The organism is Paenibacillus sp. JNUCC 34 (assembly GCF_058269055.1).
On record NZ_CM177770.1, the window covers coordinates 3661922 to 3686393 of the forward strand.

Below are 24472 nucleotides of genomic sequence, written 5' to 3' on the forward strand. Positions count from 1 at the left end.
CAATGAAACGATTGGAAGGAAAAATTGCACTAGTCACAGGCGGAAGTCGAGGTATCGGAAAAGGAATTGCGCTTCGACTGGCGCAAGAGGGCGCTCTGGTTATCGTTCATTATGGCAACCGCCGTGCTGCTGCAGAAGAAGTTGTCCGGGCCATTGGAGCGCATGGAGGACAAGCTTTGGCTATAGGAGCAAATCTCGAAACCGTTGCCGGGGTAACGGATTTGGTTCAAACTATAAAGGAAACGCTCCTTCGCCTAACTGGTCAGAACCGGATCGATATTCTCGTTAATAATGCCGGTATAGGAACTTCCAAAACATTAGAGGAAACTACGGAGGAAGAATTCGACGCGATTTTTGCAGTGAATGTAAAAGCACCGTTTTTTCTCGTCCAGCAAACTTTGCAGCTTCTGCATGACGGAGGACGAGTTATCAACATCTCTTCAGGCGTTACACGAATTGCGTATCCCCATATCATGGCGTACAACTTGACGAAAGGTGCCATAAATACATTTACCCTGCATCTTGCAAAATTATTAGGGCCCCGTGGGATTACAGTTAATGCCGTGCTCCCTGGCATCGTCGACACGGACGTGAATGCGGAATGGCTGCATACGCCGGAAGGCCAACAACATGCAGCAGAAATGTCTGCCCTTGGCAGGGTCGGTGAACCTACGGATATTGCGGACATCGTGGCTTTCCTCTCGTCATCGGACGGTCGTTGGATTACCGGACAGATGGTCGATGCCACGGGCGGATCACACTTATAAGTTCAATCAACAGACCTCCTAGGCAAGATGGAGGGGCTGTTTTTATGTTTAATCGTCGTAAAACTTGCCGTTACTTATGGTAAAGTTCGCGATAGTTGAATAGCACATATTGTTAAGCAGGCTACCGCAGTCTGCTCATTTTATTGAACTAACGGGCAGGTTAGCGCAGCCATGAGCTGTCATCTACATCAGAGTGAGCACTGAGGAGCAGCATTGCAGGGGTACAGCCTTGAAGCTCAAGTCGAAGAAGTTAAGGCAAAATATTATATTCTTTGTAATCATAAAATGGCGGTACAGGAAAAACTCCCTGCACCGCCATTTCGTCATCTTTTTGAATCATTTTGACTTCATCGTAGATAACTCTCAAAGTCAGGTTACCGCTTGTGGGGTAGCCTTTTGAATACTACGATCATAAAGTTGCCATTATTCAATTACTGTTATTCCGTCGAAGTTTGCTTTAGTTCTGGTGACAGAATGATATCTGTGATCTCACCTTTTTTACCCACGTCGGCAAGCAGCTTCCCAATCGACTTGCGTTCGCTAATCGGTGCTTTCTCTGAGTCGAAGGCAAGAGCAGTCCCTTCGTGGCTGTATGCAATAATGTGCAGCGGTTCACGGCAATAGAAGGCTCCGGCTATACGGCTTCCGTTCGGTTTTACCCGCTTGCCTTCCTTAAATTCAAATGTGACGATTCCTTTTCCGCCTCTGCTTTGAGTCGGATAGTCGAGTAGCAAGGTACGTTTCCCGTATCCAAGATCGGTTATGGTCAGGATCTCACCTTCATCCTCCATGACCCACAGAGCGGCCATCACTTCATCTCCATCACGAAGCTGAATGCCTCTTACACCGCCGGAAACGCGGCCCATCGCATTAACCTCTTGCTCACGGAAGCGAATGCTCATGCCTTCTTTAGAGATTAACATAATGTCCTTACTGCCATCGCTTAACTCTACCGTAAGTACACTGTCATCAGCGGATACCTTCACGGCCGCTACAGCGCCTGCCCGTTTAGTTGCGTAATCCTTCAGTTCCGTCCGCTTCACTTGACCATGCCGGGTAACAAACACAAGAGTCTTGCCTTCCTCTTCGAAGCTGGATACCGGAATGACTGAGACGATCTCATCTTCTTTCGGAAGCTGAATCACATTCACAATCGCAGTACCGGCGTCCTTCCATTTGTATTCCGGAATTTGGTGAACCGGCAGCAGGAAGTATTGTCCCCTCTGCGTGAAGATCAGCAGGTTATCGAGGGTATTAACCTCGAGCAGACGGGTTACGTAATCGCCTTCCTTGACTCCCGAGCTATCAGGCTCGCCGCCTGAGCGTGTAAATGACAGCATGCTTGTCCGCTTGATGTAACCGTCCTTGGAAAGTGTCACCAGAACATCCTCAGCGGCAACCATTACCTCAAGATTCACCTTGATTTCTTCCACTTCTTCCTGGATCAGTGAACGACGGTCGATTCCGTACTTCTCGCGGATTTCCATCAGCTCTTTACGGATGACGGAGATCAGCTTCTTATCATTGTCCAAAATAGCACGCAGACCCTCAATTTTCTTCATCAGGTCATCCAGTTCCTTCTGGAGCGAATGAATTTCCAGGTTCGTCAGCCGATAGAGCTGGAGTGTAAGGATCGAATCTGCTTGGCGTTCGGTAAATCCAAACATCCATTGTAAGTTATTTTGTGCATCTTGACGGTTCTTGGATGCCTTGATCGCCGCAATGACCTCGTCCAAAATGTTGAGAGCCTTCACGAGCCCTTCCAGCACATGAGCACGGTCTTCCGCACGTTCCAGCTCATATTGGGTCCGGAAGGTGACAACTTCACGCTGATGAGCGATATAAGCCTCTATAATGGCCTTTAGTCCAAGCTGCTGAGGTGTCTTATTTACAATGGCAACCATGTTAAAGTTATATGTGATTTGCAGGTCTGTTTTTTTGAACAGATAAGCGAGTATACCGTTGGCATCTGCATCCTTCTTCAGCTCCACAACGATTCGCAGACCCTCACGTCCACTTTCGTCCCTTACCTCAGCGATTCCGTCCACCTTTTTCTCAAGGCGAATGTTCTCCATAGCTGTTACAAGACGGGCTTTAACAACCTGATAAGGAATTTCGGTAATAACGATCTGCTGCTTACCGCCCCGCAATGACTCAATCTCGGTCTTTGAACGCAGGTAAACACGGCCTTTACCTGTTTGATAAGCGTCCTGAATTCCGCTTCCGCCCATAATGATGCCGCCTGTCGGAAAATCAGGGCCTTTAATAAAGGTCATAATTTCATTTAGCTCGATGTCCGGCTTTTGCATGACTGCAATACAAGCGTCAATCACCTCACGCAAATTATGAGGTGGAATTTCCGTTGCAAAACCAGCTGATATTCCACTCGTTCCGTTAACAAGCAGATTCGGGTAGCGTGAAGGAAGTACAACCGGTTCCTTTGCTGTATTGTCAAAGTTATCCTTAAACAATACAGTCCGTTTCTCGATATCCCGCAGCAATTCCATCGAAATGGGTGACAGACGCGCTTCAGTATAACGCATCGCTGCTGCAGGGTCATCATCCTGAGAACCCCAGTTGCCGTGTCCATCCACGAGAACATGTCCCATTTTCCATGGTTGTGCCATACGGACCATACCCTCATAAATGGACGAGTCACCGTGAGGATGATAATTACCCATAACATCCCCGACGGTTTTAGCGGACTTTCGATATGGCTTGTCCGGCGTATTACCGGAATCATACATGGCGTAAAGTATACGCCGCTGTACTGGCTTCAAGCCGTCACGGACATCCGGTATCGCACGATCCTGAATAATATATTTAGAGTACCGGCCGAAACGGTCACCCACAATCTCTTCCAGAAAAGCCGGCAAAAATTGTTCTGATAAACTCATGCTCTCACCTTCTATTCCTCAAACTCTGCAAAGTTGACATTTTCAACGATCCAGCGCTTCCGGGGATCAACCTTATCCCCCATCAGTGTCGATACCCGCCGTTCCGCTTTCGCTGCATCTTCAATCTGAACCTGCAGCAGCGTCCGGGATTCCGGATTCATCGTCGTTTCCCATAATTGGTCAGGGTTCATTTCACCAAGACCTTTATAGCGCTGCAATTCATACGTTTTGAACTCTTTCAAGTAATTTGCCAGCTGCTCTTCGTTCCAGGCATATCTCACCGTCTGAAGCTTGCCTGACTTACTTGAAATTTTGTAAAGCGGCGGCTGCGCGATGTAGACACGGCCGGCATCTATCAAAGGTTTCATGTACCGGTAGAAGAACGTAAGGAGCAGCACTTGAATATGCGCTCCGTCAGTATCCGCATCCGTCATGATAATAATTTTTGAATAATTGCTGTCTGAAGCCGTAAATTCAGTACCAATTCCGGCACCGATTGCAGCTACTATTGCACGGTATTCATCATTTTTCAATATATCCGCAAGCTTGGATTTCTCCGGATTCAGCGGTTTTCCCTTCAGCGGCAAAATCGCCTGCAGCTTGGAGTCACGTCCCTGCTTCGCCGAACCGCCAGCGGAATCACCTTCCACGATGAACAACTCGGTACGAGTGAAATCCTTCGATTGGGCCGGTGTCAGCTTTCCTCCCAGGTTGGAGCTTTCGCTGCGCTTTTTGCCGGTACGCATTTCATCCCGGGCTTTACGAGCTGCCTCACGGGCTTTAGAAGCTTGTATCGCTTTTTTTAAGAGAGTCTGCGCGATCTGCGGGTTCTCCTCCAGAAAAATCTGCATTTTATCGGTAACGATACTGTCTACTGTGCTGCGGGCCGAAGCACTGCCGAGCTGGTCCTTGGTCTGACCGACAAACTCCACCTCGGACATCTTGACGCTGATTACAGCCATCATGCCTTCACGAAGATCATTACCTTCCAGATTCTTATCTTTTTCCTTCAGGAGGTTGTTCTTACGGGCATAATCGTTCATGACACGAGTATAGGCCGTCTTGAAGCCTGTTTCGTGAGTACCCCCTCCCCGTGTCGGAATCGAGTTTACGAACGAAGCCAACGTTTCGGTATATCCTGCGTTATACTGCAGGGCAATCTCTACTTCAACTTCTTCCTTTTCCGCATAAAAATGAATCACTTCATGCAGGACGTCTTTACCTTCGTTCAAAAATTCAACGAATTGGCTGGCTCCACCCTCATAGAAGAATTCATCGTTGTTGCCGCTGCGCTCATCCTTCAGCACGATCCGCAGACCCGAGTTCAGAAATGCAATCTCCTGAAGTCGCTCCGCAAGCGTGTCATAATTCAATTGAATTCCTGAAGGGAAGACGCGAGCGTCCGGTTTAAACGTTACCTTCGTGCCTGTCTTGTTCGTATTGCCTATGATTTCGAGCCCTCTTACCGGCTCTCCAACATGCTCAATACCTTTTTTATCCTGCCAATATTCAAAACGCTGACGGTGAATTTTACCATCACGGTATATTTCCACCTCAAGCCATTCAGACAGCGCGTTCGTTACCGAAGCACCGACGCCGTGAAGACCACCGGATTTTTTGTATCCCGATCCGCCGAATTTACCGCCGGCATGCAAAATCGTAAACACGACCTGTGGTGTCGGAATACCGGTTTTATGCATCCCCGTAGGGATCCCCCGACCGTTGTCATATACTGTAATGGAACTGTCTTTGTGTAAAGTGATGTCTATTCTCGAGCAGTACTTCGCAAGATGCTCATCGACCGCATTATCTATGATTTCCCATACCAGATGATGCAGACCTGACGAGCTTGTGCTGCCTATGTACATGCCTGGCCGTTTGCGTACCGCAACGAGGCCCTCGAGCACTTGAATGTCGTCAGCATCGTATCCCGAGCGGCCATCTGGGCCGTTCTGTGATGACTCTGCAAACCTATCGATCTGTTCGACCATTCATGCTCCTCCTTCATATTTCGCTTATAACGGGGCTGATTCTCCCCAAAATGCAAACAAATGTTTTGTATGCCTCGTCCATTTTAATTCAAAATGTCCCGTTTCGTAAAGACGGTGAATGAAATGATTACTGCCACAGCAGCCCAAACCGCCAGAACGCCAAGGGAAAAATTAAGTGTCATTCCTTCAATCGGAGGCAAAGTTCCAGATAAATAATCTGTGAGCTTCAGATTAACCATAAATAAATATTTGGCGCTATTCCAAGCGGATGCCATATTCGTTAATATCGTACCTGCAATCAGCGTAGCCATCATGACGACAATACTTGCCGCTGTACTGCGAACGAGAACAGACACCATAAATGCCAGCATCGCCACAGTCAGACTAACAAACCATATCAGTCCACCCTGCATGAGTAAATACTTCCACTGGGGAACTGCATGAACAGCTGACATATCGACGTCTGAGCCTACAATTTTGAACCCGGTAAACACCGGCAGCTCAAATCCTTTATAACCGAAAGCTAGACCAGATATCAAGTAAGCGATAATAAATGTCGCCATAACGATCAGCGAGACGAACATAACCAAGGCGATCAGCTTGCTGAGCAGCACTTTCCACCTCTTCACAGGGCGGGTCAGCAGCATTTTGATCGTACCGGTTGTCCGCTCCCCTGACACAATATCAGAAGCTATAGCCATAATAAGCAGCGGAATAAACAAAGACACAGCGTTGTTCATAAATTCCCGAGTAAAATTAACAGCGTTCGGCTCATTCGGATTGATATCATGCTCCAAATAATATTTCATCTGCTGAATAAATATTTGTCGATACCTCTTCCACTCTTCCGGTACCCTGTCGCTCCCCAGAGAGTTCTCGTTATCCGTAATCCGCTGCTGCAGCTCCAGACGCCAGTCTCCGTTAAATTTACCCTGACTGCGTTCTGCTGATTTCATCTGCGCGTATGTAAACATCGGCACCAGAACAAGCAGCACCAACAAAATTACGTAAAAACGTTTCTTTTTAACGATTTTAATCGTTTCGTTCTTTACAAGTGGCAGTATGTTACTCAATGCTCTCACCTTCCGTCATCTGAAGGAACAGCTGTTCCAGTGTTGGATTAATGCGGCTCACACCCCGAACTTCCACTCCTGCTGAAACCAGCTCTTTTACTGCAGAAGCCGTGTCTTCTTCCTCTATCCGAGTAACCACTGCGCCCTGCGGCATTCCCGCTAGAATCGAATCATCCAGCAAAACCCCCGGGTTATCCATCACTTCACACCGCTGCAGCTTCTGAAGAACCGACAACCCCGCATCTGAAGGATGCAAATCCCACACCACATATCCCGTGCTGCCAGAAATGAGTTCCTCCACACCGCCAACAGCTAACACTCTGCCCCGGCTTATAATCGCTACCCGGTCGCACAATAACTGAATCTCACTGAGCAGATGACTGGATACGAATACTGCCAAGCCTTCCCCGGCAAGCCTCTGAATAAACTCCCGCATTTCCTTGATTCCTTTCGGGTCCAGACCGTTTGTCGGCTCGTCCAGAATCAGGAGCTTCGGTCTGCCCAAGAGTGCCTGTGCAATACCAAGACGCTGGCGCATACCGAGCGAATATGTACGGACCTTGTCATGTATCCGTTTGTCCATCCGGACAATATCAACAACTTCGCGGATACGATCCTCATCAATACCCGGCTGCATGCGGGCGAAATGTTCGAGATTTTCCCATCCGGTTAAATAGGTGTAGACCTCAGGATTCTCAACAATAGAGCCGACATAGCGAAGCGCCTGCTCTTGCTGCCGGTTTACATCAAAGCCACACACTTTGATGATTCCCTCTGTAGGCTTTATGAGATCGACCAGCATGCGGATTGTCGTTGTCTTTCCCGCGCCATTCGGTCCGAGAAAACCGAAAATCTCTCCCGCCCTAACATTAAAGGTGACGTCCTGAATAATCCATTTTCGTCCGATTTTCTTTTTCACACGCTCTACTGACAGTACAATGTCCTGCTGTTGATCTGTTACCATCCCTTCTTCTCCTTTCACATCACACTAGAGGATGCCTTGCGCAATCCGTTCCGCAATCGCCTGATAGCCATTGCCGTTCGGATGAAAATGATCAGAGGATAAATAAACATCCAGTTTTCCTTGAAACAGATCAAAAGTTGGAACCATCATCATATTAGGATCACTATTCACAACTTGCTGTGCCGCATGGTTCCAAGTTGAGACAGCGATATTCCCAGGCAGAAGCAGTTCCTTTAGGTCTTCAAAAGGATGATAGAGACCAACATATACCACTCTCGCCTTTGGATTAATCACCCGGATTTGCTCTAAAATTTGTTTCAAGCGTTCCGTTGCCTGGGGCACCGCCTTCATTAACTCCTTCGGATCCAGCTCGTCCTTACCAGCTAAGGCGTTCTCCATAACACCGCTTCCCCGGAATAAATCATTACCTCCAATAGACAGAAGAATGAGGTCTGCCTGCTGCAGAGCATATTGTATACCCTTTTCTTCTAGCTTCGGCAAAAGTGCCTCTGTGGTCAAGCCGTTAATAGCAAGATTGTTAAGAAGTTCACCTTGGCGTCCGTTGTCATTCAGTATTTGAATGCTTCGGCGCACAAAACCACTTCCCGTATTGTCGCCCGTACCTTTTGCCAGGGAATCTCCAATGGCAGTGACCTTTATTTGTTCCGGCAATGGAGGCAGCACTCTGGCTTCAGCGTCCTTTTCTGGTGCAGATTCGGGCGTATTCACAACTGTATCACCCTCATCCTGAGCGGGAGCCGATGGTGTAGCGGAAGACGGAGCCGCCTGAGGCGAATTAATATCTTGAATGGCATAAATGAAACCAACAAGAAGAACAATAGTAACAATAACGGAAACCGATGCGGTAATCCGCCATATCCATTTTGAAGAGTTCAAGAGGATCCCCCCGGTGTTAAATAATTGATGTTCAAGATCTACTATAGTATTTCGGACAACTCCGTGACTATATGTACATTAACATAAAACTTCTATGTGAAATTTGCAAACAAACAGCGTATTCCGGCAAAAAAAGCAAAAGAGCAGTAAAGAAAATAATGTATAACCCCTTATGCTATATAGAAATTATCCATAAGGGGTTAAATCATTACCTCCCCTGAAAGCCGCCTTCAGATTTTATTATTTGTCCAGTAATCCACTGTGATTCATCACTCGCCAAAAAGCTAATTCCCCTAGCAGCATCTTCTGGCGTTCCAATACGTCCCATAGGAAACAATGGAAGATATTGTTCCTTCATTTCTTCGCTTATCCAACCTGAATCAGTGGGACCAGGATTAAAACCATTAACTGTTATATTCAATGGAGCTAAACCAACCGATAAAGGTTCAACTAAAGCAATAAGTGCGCCCTTTGTTGCAATATAAGCTAAGTTATTTGGGTTCGGTCCCCCTGAAATCATAAATATAATTCTTCCTGGAGTTTCCTTAAAGAGTTTATTATCTTCAAATCTCTTTGCAAACTCTGTAGTCAGTAATATCGTTCCACGATTGTTAACATCGAAGTGTTGATCTATCATCTTTCTATTTAGATTCCTATAGTTTGTTGGGGATTCATAGGTTGCATTGTTAATCAAAATAGATGGCACCCCTAAAGTTGTTTCTACCTGATCCATTATAAGAGCAGGCATCTCCGGGTTTGCAAAGTCAACTTCCATATGACTTGCTCTGACACCGAGTCCTACCAGTTCTTTTAATAAATGTTCTGGCCATTCCGGTTCTCCGCCATTTCCGTCTGTTTCATCGAAAATACACCAATGAGTAAAGAATATATCTGCTCCTAATTTTGCAAGCGAACGACAGATAGCTGTTCCGATTCCTGTTGATCTGCTTGCTCCTGTAACAATTGCAATTTTGTTTTTAAAGAGATCATTTAAGTATTCCTCCATTCATTTTTGGAGGATACGCAGGTAAAGATCAAAAGAGATGCAAACTCCCCGAAAACTAAAAAAGATACCTATTTAGGTATCCGTACGACGGGTTTATGATACACACATCCCTGCATACCCTGTAAGGTTAAAGATACGAACACCGAATTAAATAGTGTATAAACACTATTTGTGGTATTCCCTCTGGCTAAACCTTACTATTAAAGAGTACACATATATGTTCTGTTCTCCTTTAGCTGGCATCTCTTATTTAATAATAGCGATAATCAAAGTTATATGCAAGAATTTGCACTCCTAATTAATATCTAAGATGGAGTGTTACATAGGAGCACAAAAAGAGAAAACAAAAGGGTTTAACATAATAGAAATAGCTAATATGTTAAACCCTTTCTTTTATCAGATTTTTTGTGATTAGATCATAATAAGGGAATCCCTGCTCTTATACTGCTTCTGAACGATTACTGACTAATGAATTCCTGAACCCAGTAACCGTTGTAGTACCCAACACCGATCATCGTAAAGTTAGGAGACATGATGTTTTTACGGTGACCCTCACTATTCATCCAAGAATCCATCACTTTCTCCGGCGTAGGCTGACCCTTAGCGATATTCTCACCAGCATAACTGTAAGAGATACCGTATTGCTTCATCATATCAAGTGGAGAACCATAGGTTGGGGAATTATGATCAAAATAATTGTTATTATTCATATCTTTAGCCTTGTCTACAGCCATACCTGTTAGTTTTTCATTAACAGTCAAAGCTTTTAGACCGGCTTTTGCACGTTCTTTATTCACAAGATCTACTACTTGGCTTGCAAAAGTAGATTTATCTGTCGTATTAGCAGGCGTTGACGGTTGTTCTGGCTCAGCAGGCTTACTGGTCGATGGTGTAGAAGTTGACGGTTTATCCACTTCTGGGGTTGATGGTTTTTCCACTTCTGGAGTTGACGGTTTTTCCGGTTGCGGTTTGAAATCCGGTTTTTGAACAACGCAATTTAAGTTCCCACCCCAGCCTTGACTTTCCAAGAGTTGTTGGATCTTTTGCTGCCAGCTCTGTGCACTTTCTGTCGGTGTTGCTGCAGACGCAGATGCAGGAAGCATAATACCTACGGACAAAACGGCTACGAAACCAGTACTAACTATCTTTTTTATCATTGGTTTTTTCATGAATTTACATCTCCTTTAGTAAAAAATTAGTTACATTTTTGTAATCAACCGCAGACACAGTGTAACATGTTTGAAACCTCAAGCCATCCTTCAAATCTTGGAAATGAATCTGCGGGCAACGCAAAAAAGGCTAACCACCAACAAAAAACGTTGGAAGATAACCTTAACTGCGGCTTGAACTAGATTACACCTCGTAATTTACTACATAGTTTTGAAGCTCCGTATTGTAATAGCCAATACTGTATTCTCTCACATTTCCCTGCTCATCATAGGAATAACGCGATCTTTTCAACAACGGCTTTCCTGTACTGATCTGAAGCATTGTCGCTATGTGCTCCGGAGGAGCAGCCACATCAAATTCATCTCGCAGTTTATCCAGTGAGATGTTCTGATCCTCCAGCAAGCCGTACAGTGACTGGGCATTTAAATCCGACAAATCCAAATCATCGATCGTATTTGTCAAATAGTGTGTGTAATAAATGTAAGGCACGTCATCCAAAAAATAAACGCGCTCTAGCCTCAGGCAGCTCTCACCAAACAAACGATAGGGCTCGGTACCCGCTTCGTTTTGCTCTATTTCTGCACGTAGCCATTGTTTTTGAATCTGATGTCCTTGTTCAACCAAAATCTCTGTAAAACGTTTCCATCTGGATAGTTTGGATGTGGACGTAATACGGATTACTTTTGTCCCTTTTCCACTCCCCTTCTCCAGATAACCTTCCTGAACGAGTTCTTGAATGGCACCCCTGACCGTAATTTTGCTCACACCGAATTCCTTCTCCAACTGAGGTTCGGAAGGAATATGGGTTCCGAGCGGATAAACGCCGTATAGGATACGATCCTTTAATATATTTTTGATTTGCAAATATAAGGGCCTATCTTTACGGGATAAGCTCACAACTTTCCACTACCTTTCTACATCGCCTACAGATTCGGTCATTGCCCGAACGATCTCCATATCCGATGCCATGGGAGTATCCCCGGACACGGTGTGCGCCAGCATGCTGGCTGCCGCTGCAAACCGTACAGTCTTTTCCGGTGGGAATCCTTCCATCTCACCATGAATAATTCCGCTCGCAAAGGCATCTCCAGCACCTATTCTATCATAGACGGAAAACGTAAGTTGATCAGAGAAGCTGAAGCATTCATTCTTGAATAGATATCCGCGCAGTGTATGCGTATTATCGTTGTTGATGGACCGGTGTGTTCCTGCAATGACTTGAACCTGGTACTGCTTCGCAACGGCAGGAATCAGCTCCATTAGCTGCTCTGTACGATCCGTTTTCTCTGTAACCATTCCAAGCGTATAAATAGCATCTTTTTCATTCATAATGACAATATCAGAGAGGTGAAGCATTTCCTCATAATGCGGTTTGGCCTTCACATACCCATCATCCCCCCAAAGGGAGGGACGGTAGTTGCAATCAAAGATTACACTTCCGCCACGCTGCTTAACAGCTCGGGCCAGAGACTTTATATGATAACGGACACCATCATTCATCGCCAGTGAGATTCCGCAGAAATGTACTGCATCAATCTGGGCTGCAATATCGTCATAATCATACTCTCCGACCAGAGCTGTATTAAAGCTGCTCTCCAAGCGGTTACTATACGTTACTCGGCTCGGCCGAACGCCAAAACCGTTCTCCAAAAAATACATTCCCAAATAATTGCCGCCACGATGAATTAAAGATGAGGCAATGCCCAATTTTCTTAAATATGCTGCTGCTGCGTCCCCTAACGAATTTCCAGGCAAACGGGAAACGAGGTGCCCTGTATGCCCAAAGCGCGCCAAAGCGGAAACAACGTTTACGCCGGTGCCGGAGAATGTATAGTTCAATATGTTGCTCTGTGACAACAGATCATATCCGGGCACTTGGAGCCGCATCATAACCTCTCCGAAAGCTGCAATTCTCTTAGGCATAATCATCCGCCAACTTTTTCATAATTCCAACCAGTTCACGAACATCTTCAATATTGGTTTTACCTGTTTCCGAGTCCATAATTGAAGTATACACATGCGGAATGACCTTATGTACGCCGGCTTCCAGAGCAATTCGGAGGATAGGTTCAAAATTTTCCTTATCAATACCACCGGTAGGCTCCAAGGCAAATCCTTCTTCAGCACAAGCTTTCGCGATAGCACGGAATTCATCTTCACGGCTTAATCCCTGCATTGGGAAATATTTCAATGCATTACCGCCCATATCACGTACTAGAGCTATCGCCGACTTGATCGGTACCACGGCATGTTCGCTATGTGCGGAACTAATCGGACCCGTCGAGATATTTACAAACCCAGGTCGTCCGGAAGGAGACACCAAGCTGTTAATCCAGCTATCCTGATCACCCAGATTGGCCCGTGTCGCTCCTACAGCTGGGAACACCTGATTAATATGACTGCCAGGATAATGTTTAGCAATTTCAGCTACCATTGCCGCCTGACGATTGTCGCCACCGCCAAGTCCGATGGATACAGCATCATCTATTTCCTTTCCGTATATTTTCATTGCAGTTACGGCTTCTTCAACAGAAGCGTAATCTTTGGATAATACACCGACCAGTACATATCCCTCTGCCGCTTCAAATATGTCTTTAGCGTTCTCAACACCTTTAGTTAATACATTCAATGCAACACGGTCTCTATAAAAACGCTTTGATATTTGTGACATATTACTTTCCCCCTGCTAATTCACGTATTTTGGATTGTATAACGAGAATATCGTCGCCCATAAGCGAACGTGGATCAATATCGAAATAACCTTGCCTTACACCGTAATCCCGCGTGTAGATCGCAATCTCACCATTTTGCAGTCCTCCGGCGACTTCCTTCGCCGTTGTTCCTGCCTGAGCTGGATCAATCTTCACTCTTGCGCGATAAATAGCCCGGCCGGCTTCGTCCTGGACAACCGATACTTGCACACCTGGAACTTCATTTAGTGGCATCAGCTTCTGAAGCTCATCTTTTTCCTGCTCACTGTTATCTTTTTTGACGATATATTCATCGATTGCCTGAAGCAGCCCAAACGTTGACTCCTTACCGACCTTCATACTGCGTCCGATTCCGTGAAGCTGTACCTTTAACCATTCAATATAAGTCCGCTTCCCGCCGACAATCCCTGATGTTGGACCTTCGATCGCTTTGGACCCGCTGTAAATCGCAAGATCAGCGTATTTCACATATTTCTGAATATCCTCTTCTGCTGCCGCATCAACAATCAGTGGAACGCCTTTGCGCTGGGCAACTTCCCATGCCTCTTCTACAGAGATCATGTTTTTTTGGACAGCGTGGTGCGATTTCACATAAAGAACAGCCGCAGTTTTGTCCGTTATGGCGTCTTCGATATGCTCTGCCCGGCCTTCATTAGCATAACCCACTTCAACCAGCTTTCCACCACCCAGATACACCATCGTTTCCACAGGAGCACCATATTGCACGTTATGGCCTTTAAGAATGATGATCTCATTTCTGTAAATATCCTCTTGGTGAAGACGTTCGCTTAGGCGGCGGTTTCCACGTGTAACGATAGCAGCTACAGAAAGGGCGATACCGCTGGAAGCCGAGTTTACAACGACAGCTGCCTCTGAACCGAGAATACGTGCTATGTAATCGCCTGCTTTATCAACTAAATCTGCGATTTCCACATAGCTTTGTCCGCCCTGCTTCATCGCCTCCATCACGGTATTCGTCGGAGCAGACACCCCCAGTATACTCATGCGTCCACTGGCATTAATGACTCGTTTAAGACCGTACTTCGCATTCAATGAATTCCCCATCGACAATCACTCCCTTAGCTTCAATGACTTGATTCGCAACTCTGCGTTCCCCTTCGGAATCGATGAGCTCGACTGTTTTATTGTCCAGCGTAAACAGTGTCAGATTTGCACGGTCACCTACCTGAATTCGCCCAAGCTCCGGTTTACCTAGCCAAGCCGCCGCGTGTGTGGTGACAGCAGCAATGGTTTCTTCAAGGGAGTACCCTAAGTACAAAAATTTGGAAAGAACTTTTCCCATACTGAACACTGGACCATTCAGTCGATTTCCCCTGTAAATGTCCGTGCTGATCGTATGCAATCCAATACCGTGCTGTTTAGCTGCTTCAGCCACTTTAAAGGAAAAGCTGGCTGTACCGTGACCAACATCAAGGTGAACCCCTCTGCCAATCGCATCGCTGAATTCCTGAAGGGGTCTGCCTTCAGCATCGAACAGATTATTCTTCTTTCCGTTAAGGTAATGTGTAATTACATCATTTCGCTGTAAAAGAGCAATTACCTCCCGTATATCTGGAGGTCCTGATCCGATGTGGACCATTATCGGCAGCCCTGTATCGCAGGAAAGCTCCCGAGCAATCCGGAGCGGCTCCACACCGCTTGTGCCGACCACGCTTCTGCTGATCCGCGCCTTTAAACCTACGATGAAATCACTGTACGCTTCGACCGACTGTTTAACCATTTCCCGAGCAATCCATTCGAGATTTGATAATTCATCGATTCTAGCTAATCCGATGTGCGAAATGTTCAAAAATGCATAAACTTGGGTCTTTGCTTGTTCTCTATGGGCAGCCAGATCAGAAATCCGGTCCGCGCCACAGCTTCCAGCATCCACAATCGTCGTGACACCCTGCTTAACTCCAATCTCATCCATCTCATCGCCGTAGGGATCAAATTCAGGAAAAGCATGAACGTGCATATCAATCCAACCGCTGGACACATAGGCACCACAACCATCCACAACATGCGATCCGCATCCCTCTCCGGCAGAAGTGATTCCGACAATCTTGCCATTCTCGATCTCAATATCGATCTCTTCTCCGTTCACGTGTTTTACGTGACGTAGTACTAATTTTTCATTCACTGTCCTCACCTTTTGTATGATATAACGTTATAATGTTTACGATAGCATGGTAGTAACGTATTGTAAATCAAAACATTATAATGTTTGAAATTCTTCACATTAAAAAAACGACTTGTCTTCAATTGTTGAAGAGCAAACCGTTCCTGCGAGGACTGTGTATTTTGTGAAAAAAGAGAAGCCCGATCCCATAGGTCAGGAGCGGGCTGGAGAAAAAGGGGCGTCTACAGCTGTTTAACGAACTGATAACCCGCTTTTTCAAATCCGATATGTTCAAAAAATGCATGTGCCGGGGCTAAGCCTTCCCGGTTGCCGCTTGTGAGAAACAAGAGGTCGCTTCCTTGCTGTTTTCCCCATGTCTCTGCTCCGCGTACCAATCGTTTGCCGATTCCTTGGCTGCGGCAGCTTGAGGTTACAATCAACGAAGTGATTTGAGTGACCGGTTCGGTCCTTGCGAAAGATTTGACTTGACGAAGCATCATCATACCAACTACCTTGCCGTCAAGCTCTGCAATCATGTTACAGTGCAGCGGGTTGCATGCCATCGTCTCCATCCGTTCACGCATAACATTCAGCGTAGTCGGATAATTTAATTCACGCAACAGAGACGTGACAGATTCCAAATCTTTCTTCTCAAACGTTCGAACCAGCAGTGCAGGCGCAGATAAGACGCTTTCCATGCTCATTATACCCTCATGCTTCCCTTCTTCTATGATTTCAACTCCACTTTATCTATTTTCGTAGTTTCTGAAGAAGATTGCAAGAGTTGAACGACAAAATTCTCCTTAATCAGTCAGGTTTCTTCTCCCGAATTTTACAAAAACTTGTATTGAGCTTCAATCAGCCCATAATAAGTTCCCTTAATTTTCATAAGATGGTTATGATCCCCTTCTTCAATCACGCGCCCATGGTCCAAAACAACGATATGATCGGCATGACGAATCGTGGACAGTCGGTGTGCGACAATAAAGGATGTTCGGTCTTTCAAAAGCACCTTCAGCGCATCCTGGATTTTAAGTTCCGTCTCCGTATCGATGGATGCGGTCGCTTCGTCCAGAATGAGAATCCGGGGATCTGCAAGAAGTGCTCTGGCGAATGAGAGCAGCTGTCGTTGCCCCATGGACAACATATTACCACGCTCTTCAACTTCAGTATCGTATCCGCCCGGCATATTCACGATAAAATCGTGGGCATCTACGGCTTTGGCTACCGCTTCAATTTCTTCGTCCGTTGCATCCAGCCGCCCAAAACGAATATTATCCCGAATCGTTCCCGAGAAGATGAACGTATCCTGAAGGACTACGCCAATCTGGTTGCGGAGACTTTCTACTGTCACCTTGCGAATATCATGGCCATCGATCGTAATATCGCCATCGGTTATATCATAGAACCGGCTAAGCAAGTTGATAATAGTACTCTTACCGGAGCCAGTATGACCGACCAACGCAATAGACTGTCCGGCTTTAACGTCCAGATTGATCCCTTTTAACGCCTGACGGCCCTTTTCGTACTCAAACACAACGTTTTGCAGTTTGATGTCACCTTTAATTTTTGGCAGCTTTTGCGCACCTGGTTCGTCATCAATGCTAGGCTTCTCGTCAATAAACTCAAAAATTCGTTCTGAGGAAGCCATCGCCACCAGAAGCTGGTTATACATCATTCCCAGACGGTTGATCGGCTCCCAAAAGTTTCCGACGTAGTTGGAGAACGCAATAAGCAGACCTATCGTCAGCTCCCCGCTCTGAATCAAGCTTGCACCCAGCCAGAACAAGATCAACGTACCAACACCGCCCGTAATTTCAATCAACGGACCGAAGGCCTGGTTCATCGCGGACGCTTTATCCCACGATTTTTTACTGTCCATGTTCATTTCGTCGAAGAATTTCATGTTTTCTTCTTCCTGTGTGTAAGCTTGGGTTACCCGAATTCCTTGGATCGACTCGTTCAAGTGGGAGTTGATCCGCGAGTTTTTCGTGCGGACATCCTGCCACGCCCGGCGGATTCGGACCCGTAGGGTCGTAGAGATGAAGAACATGACCGGTACCGTCACGATAACAGCAAGACCTAGCTTCCAGTTAATCGCAAGCAGGATAATGACGATCCCGACGAGCTGAACGCAGTCAATTAGCAGGTTGACCACACCGTTCGTGAACAGATCCTGTAGGGAATTGACGTCATTGGTTACCCGTACCAGAACGGAGCCTGCCGGACGTTTGTCAAAAAAGTTAAAGGACAAGCGCTGAATGTGTTGGAACAGATCTGTCCGCAGGTCATAAATAACCCGCTGGCCAATAATGTTTGTGTATTTTATCCGGAAAATACCCGTGATGTACTGGATGATATAGAGCATCAAGACAGCAATCGTAATCTTATACAGCAGATTGAGGTTCGGGCTGCCGGACTCTGGCGAAATCGCCTTGTCTATCGCCGTACCCGTTAAATATGGTACAGTCAGCTTCGTTACGGTACCGATGATCATAAGCACGATGATCAGCGGCACCATTTGTTTGGCATACGGCTTCATATAGGATATGAGCCGCGTCAGCTGTTTCCAGTTAAACTGCTTTTCAATCGCATCGTCATCCTGGTACACAAATCGTTCGCCCGTTACTCCATTGGCTTTTCCACCCTGTGGAGCCTTCTGTTTCGGTTTTCGCTCCATATTTAATTCCGCACTCATGCCTGCACCTGCCCTTCCCCATTGCCCGAAGCAGCACGGCGGGCAATCAGGTCCGCGTATTGAATTTTGTAAACATCCTGATAAGGACCTTCTTCCATGATCAATTCATCATGTTTACCGCGCTGCACAACACGGCCTTCATCGAGGACAAGAATTTCGTCCGCATGCCTTAGAGACGAGATCCGGTGAGCGATAATAAACGTCGTTCTACCGTTCATTACCTCCTGAAAGCCGGACTGGATTTCGTGCTCAGTTTCCATGTCGACCGCACTGGTCGCATCGTCCAAAATTAGTATTTTCGGGTCTACCAGCAGCGCCCGTGCGATGGCGATCCGCTGCTTTTGACCGCCGGAAAGCCCCATACCGCGTTCACCGACAATCGTATCGTAACCATGCTCCATTTCCATAATGAAATCATGAGCTTTTGCCAATTTTGCTGCCCGGATAATGTCGTCCATCGACACATTCTTACCGTATGCAATGTTGTTGCGAATGCTCGAGGAGAACAGAAACGTCTCCTGGAACACGGTGGCAATCTGGCTGCGCAGGCTGCGGATTTTAATATCCTTAATATTGACGCCATCCAGCGTGATATTGCCGGAATTCACATTATAAGCATGCATCAGCAGCTGTATAATCGTCGATTTACCGGAACCTGTACCGCCCAGCAGACCGATAACCGAACCCGGTGGCGCGTTCAAATTAATGTTTTTAACAGCAGCCATCTTGTTGCCGTAAGCAAATGTTACACTATCAAAAACGACATGCCCCTTCACTTGAGACGGGTCTAATGTGACGGCATCTTCCCGATCCTCGACATCAATCGGTTGGTTCAGCAGTTCCAATACGCGCTCACCGGATGCCTTCGATTGTGTGTAGTTGTTGATATGGAATCCGATACTCCACATCGGCCCGATAATGTACCAGATCAAGCTGAAAAAAGCGACCAGTTGACCTAATGTAAGCTCATTATTAATAACCATAATCCCGCCTGCTAGCAGCAGGATAACAACGCTAATGTTGGCAAACAACTCCATCAACGGGAAGAAGCGTGCCCATAGAGTCGCGGCAAAAATCTGGTTGGATTTATAACGCTCGTTTCGTCCCGAAAATTTCTCTACTTCATGCGGTTCGCGGGCGAACGATTTGACGGTACGGACGCCTGTAATATTCTCCTGAACCGACGTTGTGAGCGAGCTCAACGCGAGCCTCATTTCCTGGAAAGCCGGATGGATTTTAGATTCGAACTTTAGCGCTGTTACTACGAGAAACGGCATACATACTAGTGTGATCAGCGTCAGCTTCCAGCTGATGGAGAGCATCATTGCCGAACCGAAGACAACCATCAGTACAACGTTCAAAATCTGGGCAAAGCCGAAGCCGATAAATTGCCGGATCGCTTCGAGGTCACCCGTTAAACGGGACATTAAATCGCCTGTACGGGCGGTGTCATAGTATCGGAAAGACAGAAACTGTAGCTTTTCATAGCAGGCATTCCGCATTTTATAAGCCAAAAAGTTACCGAGTCGTCCTCCGAAAAATCCGTGTAAAAACTGTAAGATAGCTTTGAGTGTTACTACCCCTACGACCGTTAGGGCTAGCTGTGGTACGAGACTGAAATTTTTCGGCTTGATTGCATCATCAATCAGCCGCTGCAGCAGGTGCGGGTACACGAGGCCAAGTGCGGTCGCCATCGCCAAACACAGTATGGAAAGAAAGAGATAGCTTCGTTTCTCCCAGAAGAAGCCCTGCAGTTGCCTGAGAACATTCATGTTTTTCCTCCCTCAAATTTACGATCAGTTATGTAGCATTTATGAAGTTTATCATCGACCTGTTAAAGCGGCAAAGAGAATAAACCGTCATAAATGAGCCAATGCGTCCTTAACTAGTCATTTAGTGCAACTTTTCATACGTTCATAATTAAATAGTCAGTAATTCTCGTTAATCCTGACGATATGGAAACGGCTTCTTTTTTACATATCAGAACACGAAAGAACAGTCATTTTTTCGTTTTTTGCAGCTCATATTTCTTACTATTAATGTTAATAAGAGAGTGGTGACCACCTTGGTTCACCACTACCATCTGCAATCTCATACATTAAAAGGGAACCCGGATATAAATCCGGATTCCCTCTTCACATTGTTTTTCTATTTATCGACTCTTGGCAACCTCTGTTCCAACTCCAAAAGACGTTCAGAAAGCTTACGCCACATATCAGATGATTGTCCGTCCTGCAAGGATACAACCATCGCTTTGACGGATTCCTCCAGTTGTTCCTGTAGCACATTAGAATGCATTTCAAGTGACTGCTTAATCTCCTCCGCGTAGTAGGCTGCAAGAAGGATTTCACGCTGTTTGACTACGGCAGCTGCCGCCTCCTTGACTTTCGGCTCAGCCGCTTCACGTAGTTTCTGGCTTCCGTGTCCTTCGAAAAAATGTTTCGGATTCTTGAAGTGAGACCAGTAGGAAATCCAGCTTCCTTCCACAATCAGCTCGGTCTCTTCCAACTCAGGAGTTGCCCATTCCCTGTCTTGACGCAAGGAGAGTTCCAAACCTTCTGTAAGACTGCTGATTTCATGCAGTGTGTGCCGGGCAGCTTCTTCCGCTAATACACGGCCCTTTTGCTCCAGTCGCAGGGTGGTCGCCCAAAACTCTTGATCAAGCTCTACAGACAGTGTACGCTGCAGATCCCGGCCGCATGCGGCAAATGCAGATTTCAGGTTTCCGGCATCCTCCCTGAGTACAGAAGGATGAAATGCTTCTTGAAAAAATCTCCCCATCGCATAATCCAGCCGCTGACGGACATGAAAGAGCAGCTCTCCGCATTCCTGAGCGATTTCTCGCGACATATCTATTGATTTTAAGGCGTTGAAATATTCCAGCGCCTTTACACCTACTAATTCAAGACCTTTGATTCGGCGGCTGCGCGTATCTTCATCCTGCTCGGCAAGCTCAGCCCAGGCTTCAGCCCGCCGTCTTGCAGATGATATTTCGTCATAACCTGCCCGCAGCGATAACCCAGGCAGATCCTCCAGTGCGAATCGGTCCAGCGATTTCTCAAATGGCATAAAACCGGATGCATGCAGTTCTTCTTCATTCTCGCTGAGCTTGCCTCTTAAAGCTAACAGGCTGGACACAGGGAAAATATGTGGACTGTTAACACCGCTAGTAACCAAATTGCTGCGGACGTGGGCGACCACTTCATCCAGCTCTTCAGGGGAAGAGGCCAAGTCGGCGGCATTGACCACAAAAAACATTTTATCTAGCGAAAAGCTGTCCTTCACCCGTCCAAGCTGAGACAGAAACTGCCTATCGGCTTTAGAGAAGGCATGGTTGTAATACGTAACATATACAATCGCATCTGCATTCTTGATATAACTGAAAGTTACCCCCGTATGACGGGCATGGAGTGAATCTGCTCCCGGTGTATCGACCAGCACGATTCCTTGCTCTGTGAGTGGACAGCTGTAATACAGATCAATACCGTCGACATAACATGATTTCGTCTCGTCAGCTACAAAGCTGCGGTACTCCTCCATGCCGACGGACTCAGTCGTTCCCAATTTCCCATTCATGCCTTCCCAACCGGCGGCCGCGGCTTTTAAGAAGCCGTAATGTGGCAGGCCAGCAGGATGGACACCTTCTGGCGTCAGTCCTTCCGCCGTCTTTCTCCAGCTATCCTCATCCGGTTCCGATAAACCTAGCACACTGAAGGAATATTTGAGATCATCCCACCAGCTCACTCTCGTCTTCATACGCACAGCGGCAGTTCCGTGAGGATGCTCTGCTATCGGAACGACAATCCGGTTCACCGCGGCTGTCGTTGGATGCGGTGACACCGGCAGAACCGATTCGCCGAGCAGCGCGTTGGCGAATGAAGACTTGCCGGCGCTGAACGCCCCGAACAGCGCCAACGTGAACGAGCCGCCCGCAAGCGCATCCGCACGAGCGGTCAAATCCCGCGCGGGCGAGGCCAACGCGGGATACGGCGCCATTAGCGCCGCCGCGGCCCGCAGCTCCGCTGCCGCGGCTTCCAGCCGCTGGCGCCGGCCCCCGGCCGCGCCCTGCGGTGCGCTGCGCTGGGGCGCAGGGCCGCCGTTCCCCTGCTGCGCAGCAGGGGAACCCGCGCTGGCTGCGGCCTGCGGCAGCGCAGCCGGCTCCCTCACCTCCGGCAGGAGGCCGGGGGTGAGGGAGGTAAGCTGCGGCACGAGCTGTGCCGCAGCAAGGGCGCGGCCCTCTTCCGCCCGCTGCAAAGCAGCGTAGCGGGCGGAAGCCGCCGATTGCGCCAGCAGCTCCGCGTGCTGGCGCTCCAGCGCCTTCAGGCGGACGGCGGTGTCGTCCGCCACCAAGGCCCGTAACCGGTCAGCGAGCTCCGACACGGCTCGGCGGTAGCTGCCCTTGATTTCCTCGGACAGCAACTTGCAGTAATTGAGCACGTACTCACCAGAAATGACTGCCTCTGGATTGACTGTGCTGGTGATACGATCCTGGGAGAGAGTCGGAAGGAGGTCATCCACCACCCCATCCCATTCCTTATTCCATGGTTCAAATCGTTCCACAAAGGATCTGAACAAATTTCGAGCGTGCCAATCCACTTGGGCTGTTACTTGTTCAGACAGCCGCTGATGGAACATCTCAAGCCTTTTTGCCCGCTCCTCCTCCGTTTTCGCAGAAGTGAACAGAAATCCTTTTTTAAACCCGCGCTGGCGACTCTCCAAAAAGGAGAGCGCCAAATCCCTAATATCTGCTGGTGTCAGATTGGCATTCGCAAGCAGATGATCTCCTTCACGACGGAGTTCGGCGCTTACCTCGTCCGAAAGCTGGCTGAGCGTTTTTTGTTCTTGTTCCAGTTCTCTTACTCGGGCATGTAAAGCCGCAGCGACTGCTTCTCCGCCCATTTCATCCAGCAGCTGTTCTTTCTCTTCCTGATGACTCCGAATATATGCTTCTGCATGATGATCTGCTGCATGACGCGCGGAGCATGCCACACTATAATCCAGTAGCGCTTCCCGGCTACCCAGCAGCTTGCCTATAACGGTCTTCAAATCATTCCACTGATTGTAAGGATGGTCCCACACTTTCAAAGAAACGCACATCAGTCCGCTATAACGGACCTTCCACTGGGCAAATGCCTTTTTTACATCATCTAAATAAGACGATAAAGATAGTTCCTCATCGCGATGTTTGTCAATCTGATTCACGATTAAATACAACGGTTTGCCCCAATCCGACAAACTTTTCGCAAACAACAGATTACTTTCGGACTGCACATGATTGTAATCCATCACATAAAAAACAACATCAGCCATATGAAGAGCCGAATGTGTCGCCTGCCGGTGTCCGTCATCCGTAGAATCAACACCAGGTGTATCCATCAGTACTCCATGATCGCCCAGAATTGAAATGTCATCCCATACTTCGATCGCGGAATACTCCCCGCCTTCTTTACAGTAAGCTGCTAGCTCCTCCGTACTCACATTCAGCGTTTCACCCAGACCACCGTCCGGACGATGAATGACGGCCTTGGAAGCACCATTTCGGATCGTAACCACATTAGCACTCGTCGGAACCGGGCCTGATGGAAGCACTTTTTTACCGCACAGTGCATTGATCATACTTGATTTCCCCGCCGAAAAATGCCCACAAAATGCAAGTGTCAGTTCACCAGCAACTTGTTTACGCATCAAATCTTCAATTAGAGCCGCGGACGACTCGTCATTCCATTCCACAAAACGATCTCGGACAGCCTCTAACCCGCTGGTGCTGTATCCGGTTTCATGTTCAGTCATTAGCTTCAATGTCATCCTCGCTCCTGTCCATCTTATCTATTAAGAGGTTGTTCAAAAAGTCCGCTTTTGATCACGAAGTGATTCGGGAAGTAACTCGGCGTCGAATCTTGAATTCTGCCGGGCCTTCCGGTGCTCACGTAGGTTCTGCCTACGCTCCGCTCCTCAATCCCTAGCTTCATCCAACTCAAGCGTTTTGAAAAACGCACATCGGAAGCATATGCTTCGGTGCTGAAAAGCTGACTTTTTGAACTCGCACTATAATGAATGTCACATATTCTCAGATTATTTTATTGTAACACCACCCGGCCCGTAAAGAAATCACCATTCCGTTTAACAACCTCAAAAAAAACGGCCCCTTTCGGGACCGATTTCTTAATATCTTACGT

Annotated in this window: 17 protein-coding genes; 1 reads left to right on the top strand and 16 read right to left on the bottom strand. The window is 47.2% G+C overall.

What is annotated here, in order from left to right; translation table 11 throughout:
* Positions 1 to 2 precede the first annotated feature (2 nt).
* Positions 3 to 767, top strand: coding sequence for an SDR family oxidoreductase (locus AC2TF5_RS17110; RefSeq protein ID WP_491298315.1), 765 nt, complete (start codon positions 3 to 5; stop codon positions 765 to 767).
* 437 nt (positions 768 to 1204) lie between these two features.
* Here the strand turns inward: AC2TF5_RS17110 and gyrA are convergent, their stop codons facing one another.
* The 16 genes from gyrA to AC2TF5_RS17190 form a co-directional block, all read right to left on the bottom strand.
* Positions 1205 to 3664, bottom strand: coding sequence for a DNA gyrase subunit A (gene gyrA, locus AC2TF5_RS17115; protein ID WP_491298316.1), 2460 nt, complete (start codon positions 3662 to 3664; stop codon positions 1205 to 1207).
* Between the two features lie 11 nt (positions 3665 to 3675).
* Positions 3676 to 5655, bottom strand: a complete 1980-nt coding sequence (gene parE / locus AC2TF5_RS17120; RefSeq protein WP_491298317.1) for a DNA topoisomerase IV subunit B — start codon at positions 5653 to 5655, stop codon at positions 3676 to 3678.
* Between the two features lie 83 nt (positions 5656 to 5738).
* Complete coding sequence (locus tag AC2TF5_RS17125; protein WP_491298318.1) at positions 5739 to 6728, bottom strand: ABC transporter permease; 990 nt, start codon at positions 6726 to 6728, stop codon at positions 5739 to 5741.
* On the bottom strand, positions 6721 to 7692 hold the full coding sequence (locus tag AC2TF5_RS17130) for an ABC transporter ATP-binding protein (protein WP_491298320.1): 972 nt from the start codon (positions 7690 to 7692) through the stop codon (positions 6721 to 6723). Before AC2TF5_RS17130 ends, AC2TF5_RS17125 begins: the two co-directional genes overlap by 8 nt.
* A gap of 24 nt (positions 7693 to 7716) precedes the next feature.
* On the bottom strand, positions 7717 to 8589 hold the full coding sequence (locus AC2TF5_RS17135) for a GDSL-type esterase/lipase family protein (protein ID WP_491298322.1): 873 nt from the start codon (positions 8587 to 8589) through the stop codon (positions 7717 to 7719).
* A gap of 208 nt (positions 8590 to 8797) precedes the next feature.
* Positions 8798 to 9595 carry an SDR family oxidoreductase gene (locus tag AC2TF5_RS17140; RefSeq protein ID WP_491298323.1) on the bottom strand — a complete coding sequence of 266 codons (798 nt, stop codon included), beginning with the start codon at positions 9593 to 9595 and terminating at the stop codon, positions 8798 to 8800.
* 458 nt (positions 9596 to 10053) lie between these two features.
* A complete protein-coding gene (locus AC2TF5_RS17145; protein WP_491298325.1) occupies positions 10054 to 10764 on the bottom strand; it encodes a CAP domain-containing protein in 711 nt (236 codons plus the stop codon).
* A 184-nt stretch (positions 10765 to 10948) separates the two neighbouring features.
* Positions 10949 to 11662, bottom strand: coding sequence for a GntR family transcriptional regulator (locus tag AC2TF5_RS17150; RefSeq protein WP_491298326.1), 714 nt, complete (start codon positions 11660 to 11662; stop codon positions 10949 to 10951).
* A gap of 9 nt (positions 11663 to 11671) precedes the next feature.
* Positions 11672 to 12688 carry a sugar kinase gene (locus tag AC2TF5_RS17155; protein WP_491298327.1) on the bottom strand — a complete coding sequence of 339 codons (1017 nt, stop codon included), beginning with the start codon at positions 12686 to 12688 and terminating at the stop codon, positions 11672 to 11674.
* On the bottom strand, positions 12681 to 13436 hold the full coding sequence (dagF, locus tag AC2TF5_RS17160; protein ID WP_491298329.1) for a 2-dehydro-3-deoxy-phosphogluconate aldolase: 756 nt from the start codon (positions 13434 to 13436) through the stop codon (positions 12681 to 12683). The genes AC2TF5_RS17155 and dagF overlap by 8 nt, the downstream gene beginning before the upstream one ends.
* 1 nt (position 13437) lies before the next feature.
* Positions 13438 to 14541, bottom strand: a complete 1104-nt coding sequence (locus AC2TF5_RS17165) for a DgaE family pyridoxal phosphate-dependent ammonia lyase (RefSeq protein WP_491298330.1) — start codon at positions 14539 to 14541, stop codon at positions 13438 to 13440.
* A complete protein-coding gene (locus AC2TF5_RS17170; protein ID WP_491298331.1) occupies positions 14507 to 15619 on the bottom strand; it encodes an amidohydrolase/deacetylase family metallohydrolase in 1113 nt (370 codons plus the stop codon). The genes AC2TF5_RS17165 and AC2TF5_RS17170 overlap by 35 nt, the downstream gene beginning before the upstream one ends.
* A 221-nt stretch (positions 15620 to 15840) precedes the next feature.
* The gene (locus tag AC2TF5_RS17175; RefSeq protein WP_491298332.1) at positions 15841 to 16296 is read right to left on the bottom strand and encodes a GNAT family N-acetyltransferase; all 456 of its coding nucleotides are present in this window, start codon (positions 16294 to 16296) and stop codon (positions 15841 to 15843) included.
* Positions 16297 to 16430: 134 nt separating this feature from the next.
* Complete coding sequence (locus AC2TF5_RS17180) at positions 16431 to 18278, bottom strand: ABC transporter ATP-binding protein (protein ID WP_491302924.1); 1848 nt, start codon at positions 18276 to 18278, stop codon at positions 16431 to 16433.
* A gap of 14 nt (positions 18279 to 18292) precedes the next feature.
* On the bottom strand, positions 18293 to 20068 hold the full coding sequence (locus AC2TF5_RS17185; RefSeq protein WP_491298334.1) for an ABC transporter ATP-binding protein: 1776 nt from the start codon (positions 20066 to 20068) through the stop codon (positions 18293 to 18295).
* A gap of 376 nt (positions 20069 to 20444) precedes the next feature.
* Positions 20445 to 24086, bottom strand: a complete 3642-nt coding sequence (locus AC2TF5_RS17190) for a dynamin family protein (protein ID WP_491298335.1) — start codon at positions 24084 to 24086, stop codon at positions 20445 to 20447.
* Positions 24087 to 24472: the final 386 nt, after the last annotated feature.

Bases quoted from the DNA above. Each gene is read 5' to 3' on its own strand.
- AC2TF5_RS17110 (WP_491298315.1), top strand. From the start codon at position 3: ATGAAACGATTGGAAGGAAAAATTGCACTAGTCACAGGCGGAAGTCGA.
- gyrA (WP_491298316.1), bottom strand. From the start codon at position 3,664: ATGAGTTTATCAGAACAATTTTTGCCGGCTTTTCTGGAAGAGATTGTG.
- parE (WP_491298317.1), bottom strand. From the start codon at position 5,655: ATGGTCGAACAGATCGATAGGTTTGCAGAGTCATCACAGAACGGCCCA.
- AC2TF5_RS17130 (WP_491298320.1), bottom strand. From the start codon at position 7,692: ATGGTAACAGATCAACAGCAGGACATTGTACTGTCAGTAGAGCGTGTG.
- AC2TF5_RS17140 (WP_491298323.1), bottom strand. From the start codon at position 9,595: ATGGAGGAATACTTAAATGATCTCTTTAAAAACAAAATTGCAATTGTT.
- AC2TF5_RS17145 (WP_491298325.1), bottom strand. From the start codon at position 10,764: ATGAAAAAACCAATGATAAAAAAGATAGTTAGTACTGGTTTCGTAGCC.
- AC2TF5_RS17155 (WP_491298327.1), bottom strand. From the start codon at position 12,688: ATGCCTAAGAGAATTGCAGCTTTCGGAGAGGTTATGATGCGGCTCCAA.
- dagF (WP_491298329.1), bottom strand. From the start codon at position 13,436: ATGTCACAAATATCAAAGCGTTTTTATAGAGACCGTGTTGCATTGAAT.
- AC2TF5_RS17165 (WP_491298330.1), bottom strand. From the start codon at position 14,541: ATGGGGAATTCATTGAATGCGAAGTACGGTCTTAAACGAGTCATTAAT.
- AC2TF5_RS17175 (WP_491298332.1), bottom strand. From the start codon at position 16,296: ATGGAAAGCGTCTTATCTGCGCCTGCACTGCTGGTTCGAACGTTTGAG.
- AC2TF5_RS17180 (WP_491302924.1), bottom strand. From the start codon at position 18,278: ATGGAGCGAAAACCGAAACAGAAGGCTCCACAGGGTGGAAAAGCCAAT.
- AC2TF5_RS17185 (WP_491298334.1), bottom strand. From the start codon at position 20,068: ATGAATGTTCTCAGGCAACTGCAGGGCTTCTTCTGGGAGAAACGAAGC.
- AC2TF5_RS17190 (WP_491298335.1), bottom strand. From the start codon at position 24,086: ATGACTGAACATGAAACCGGATACAGCACCAGCGGGTTAGAGGCTGTC.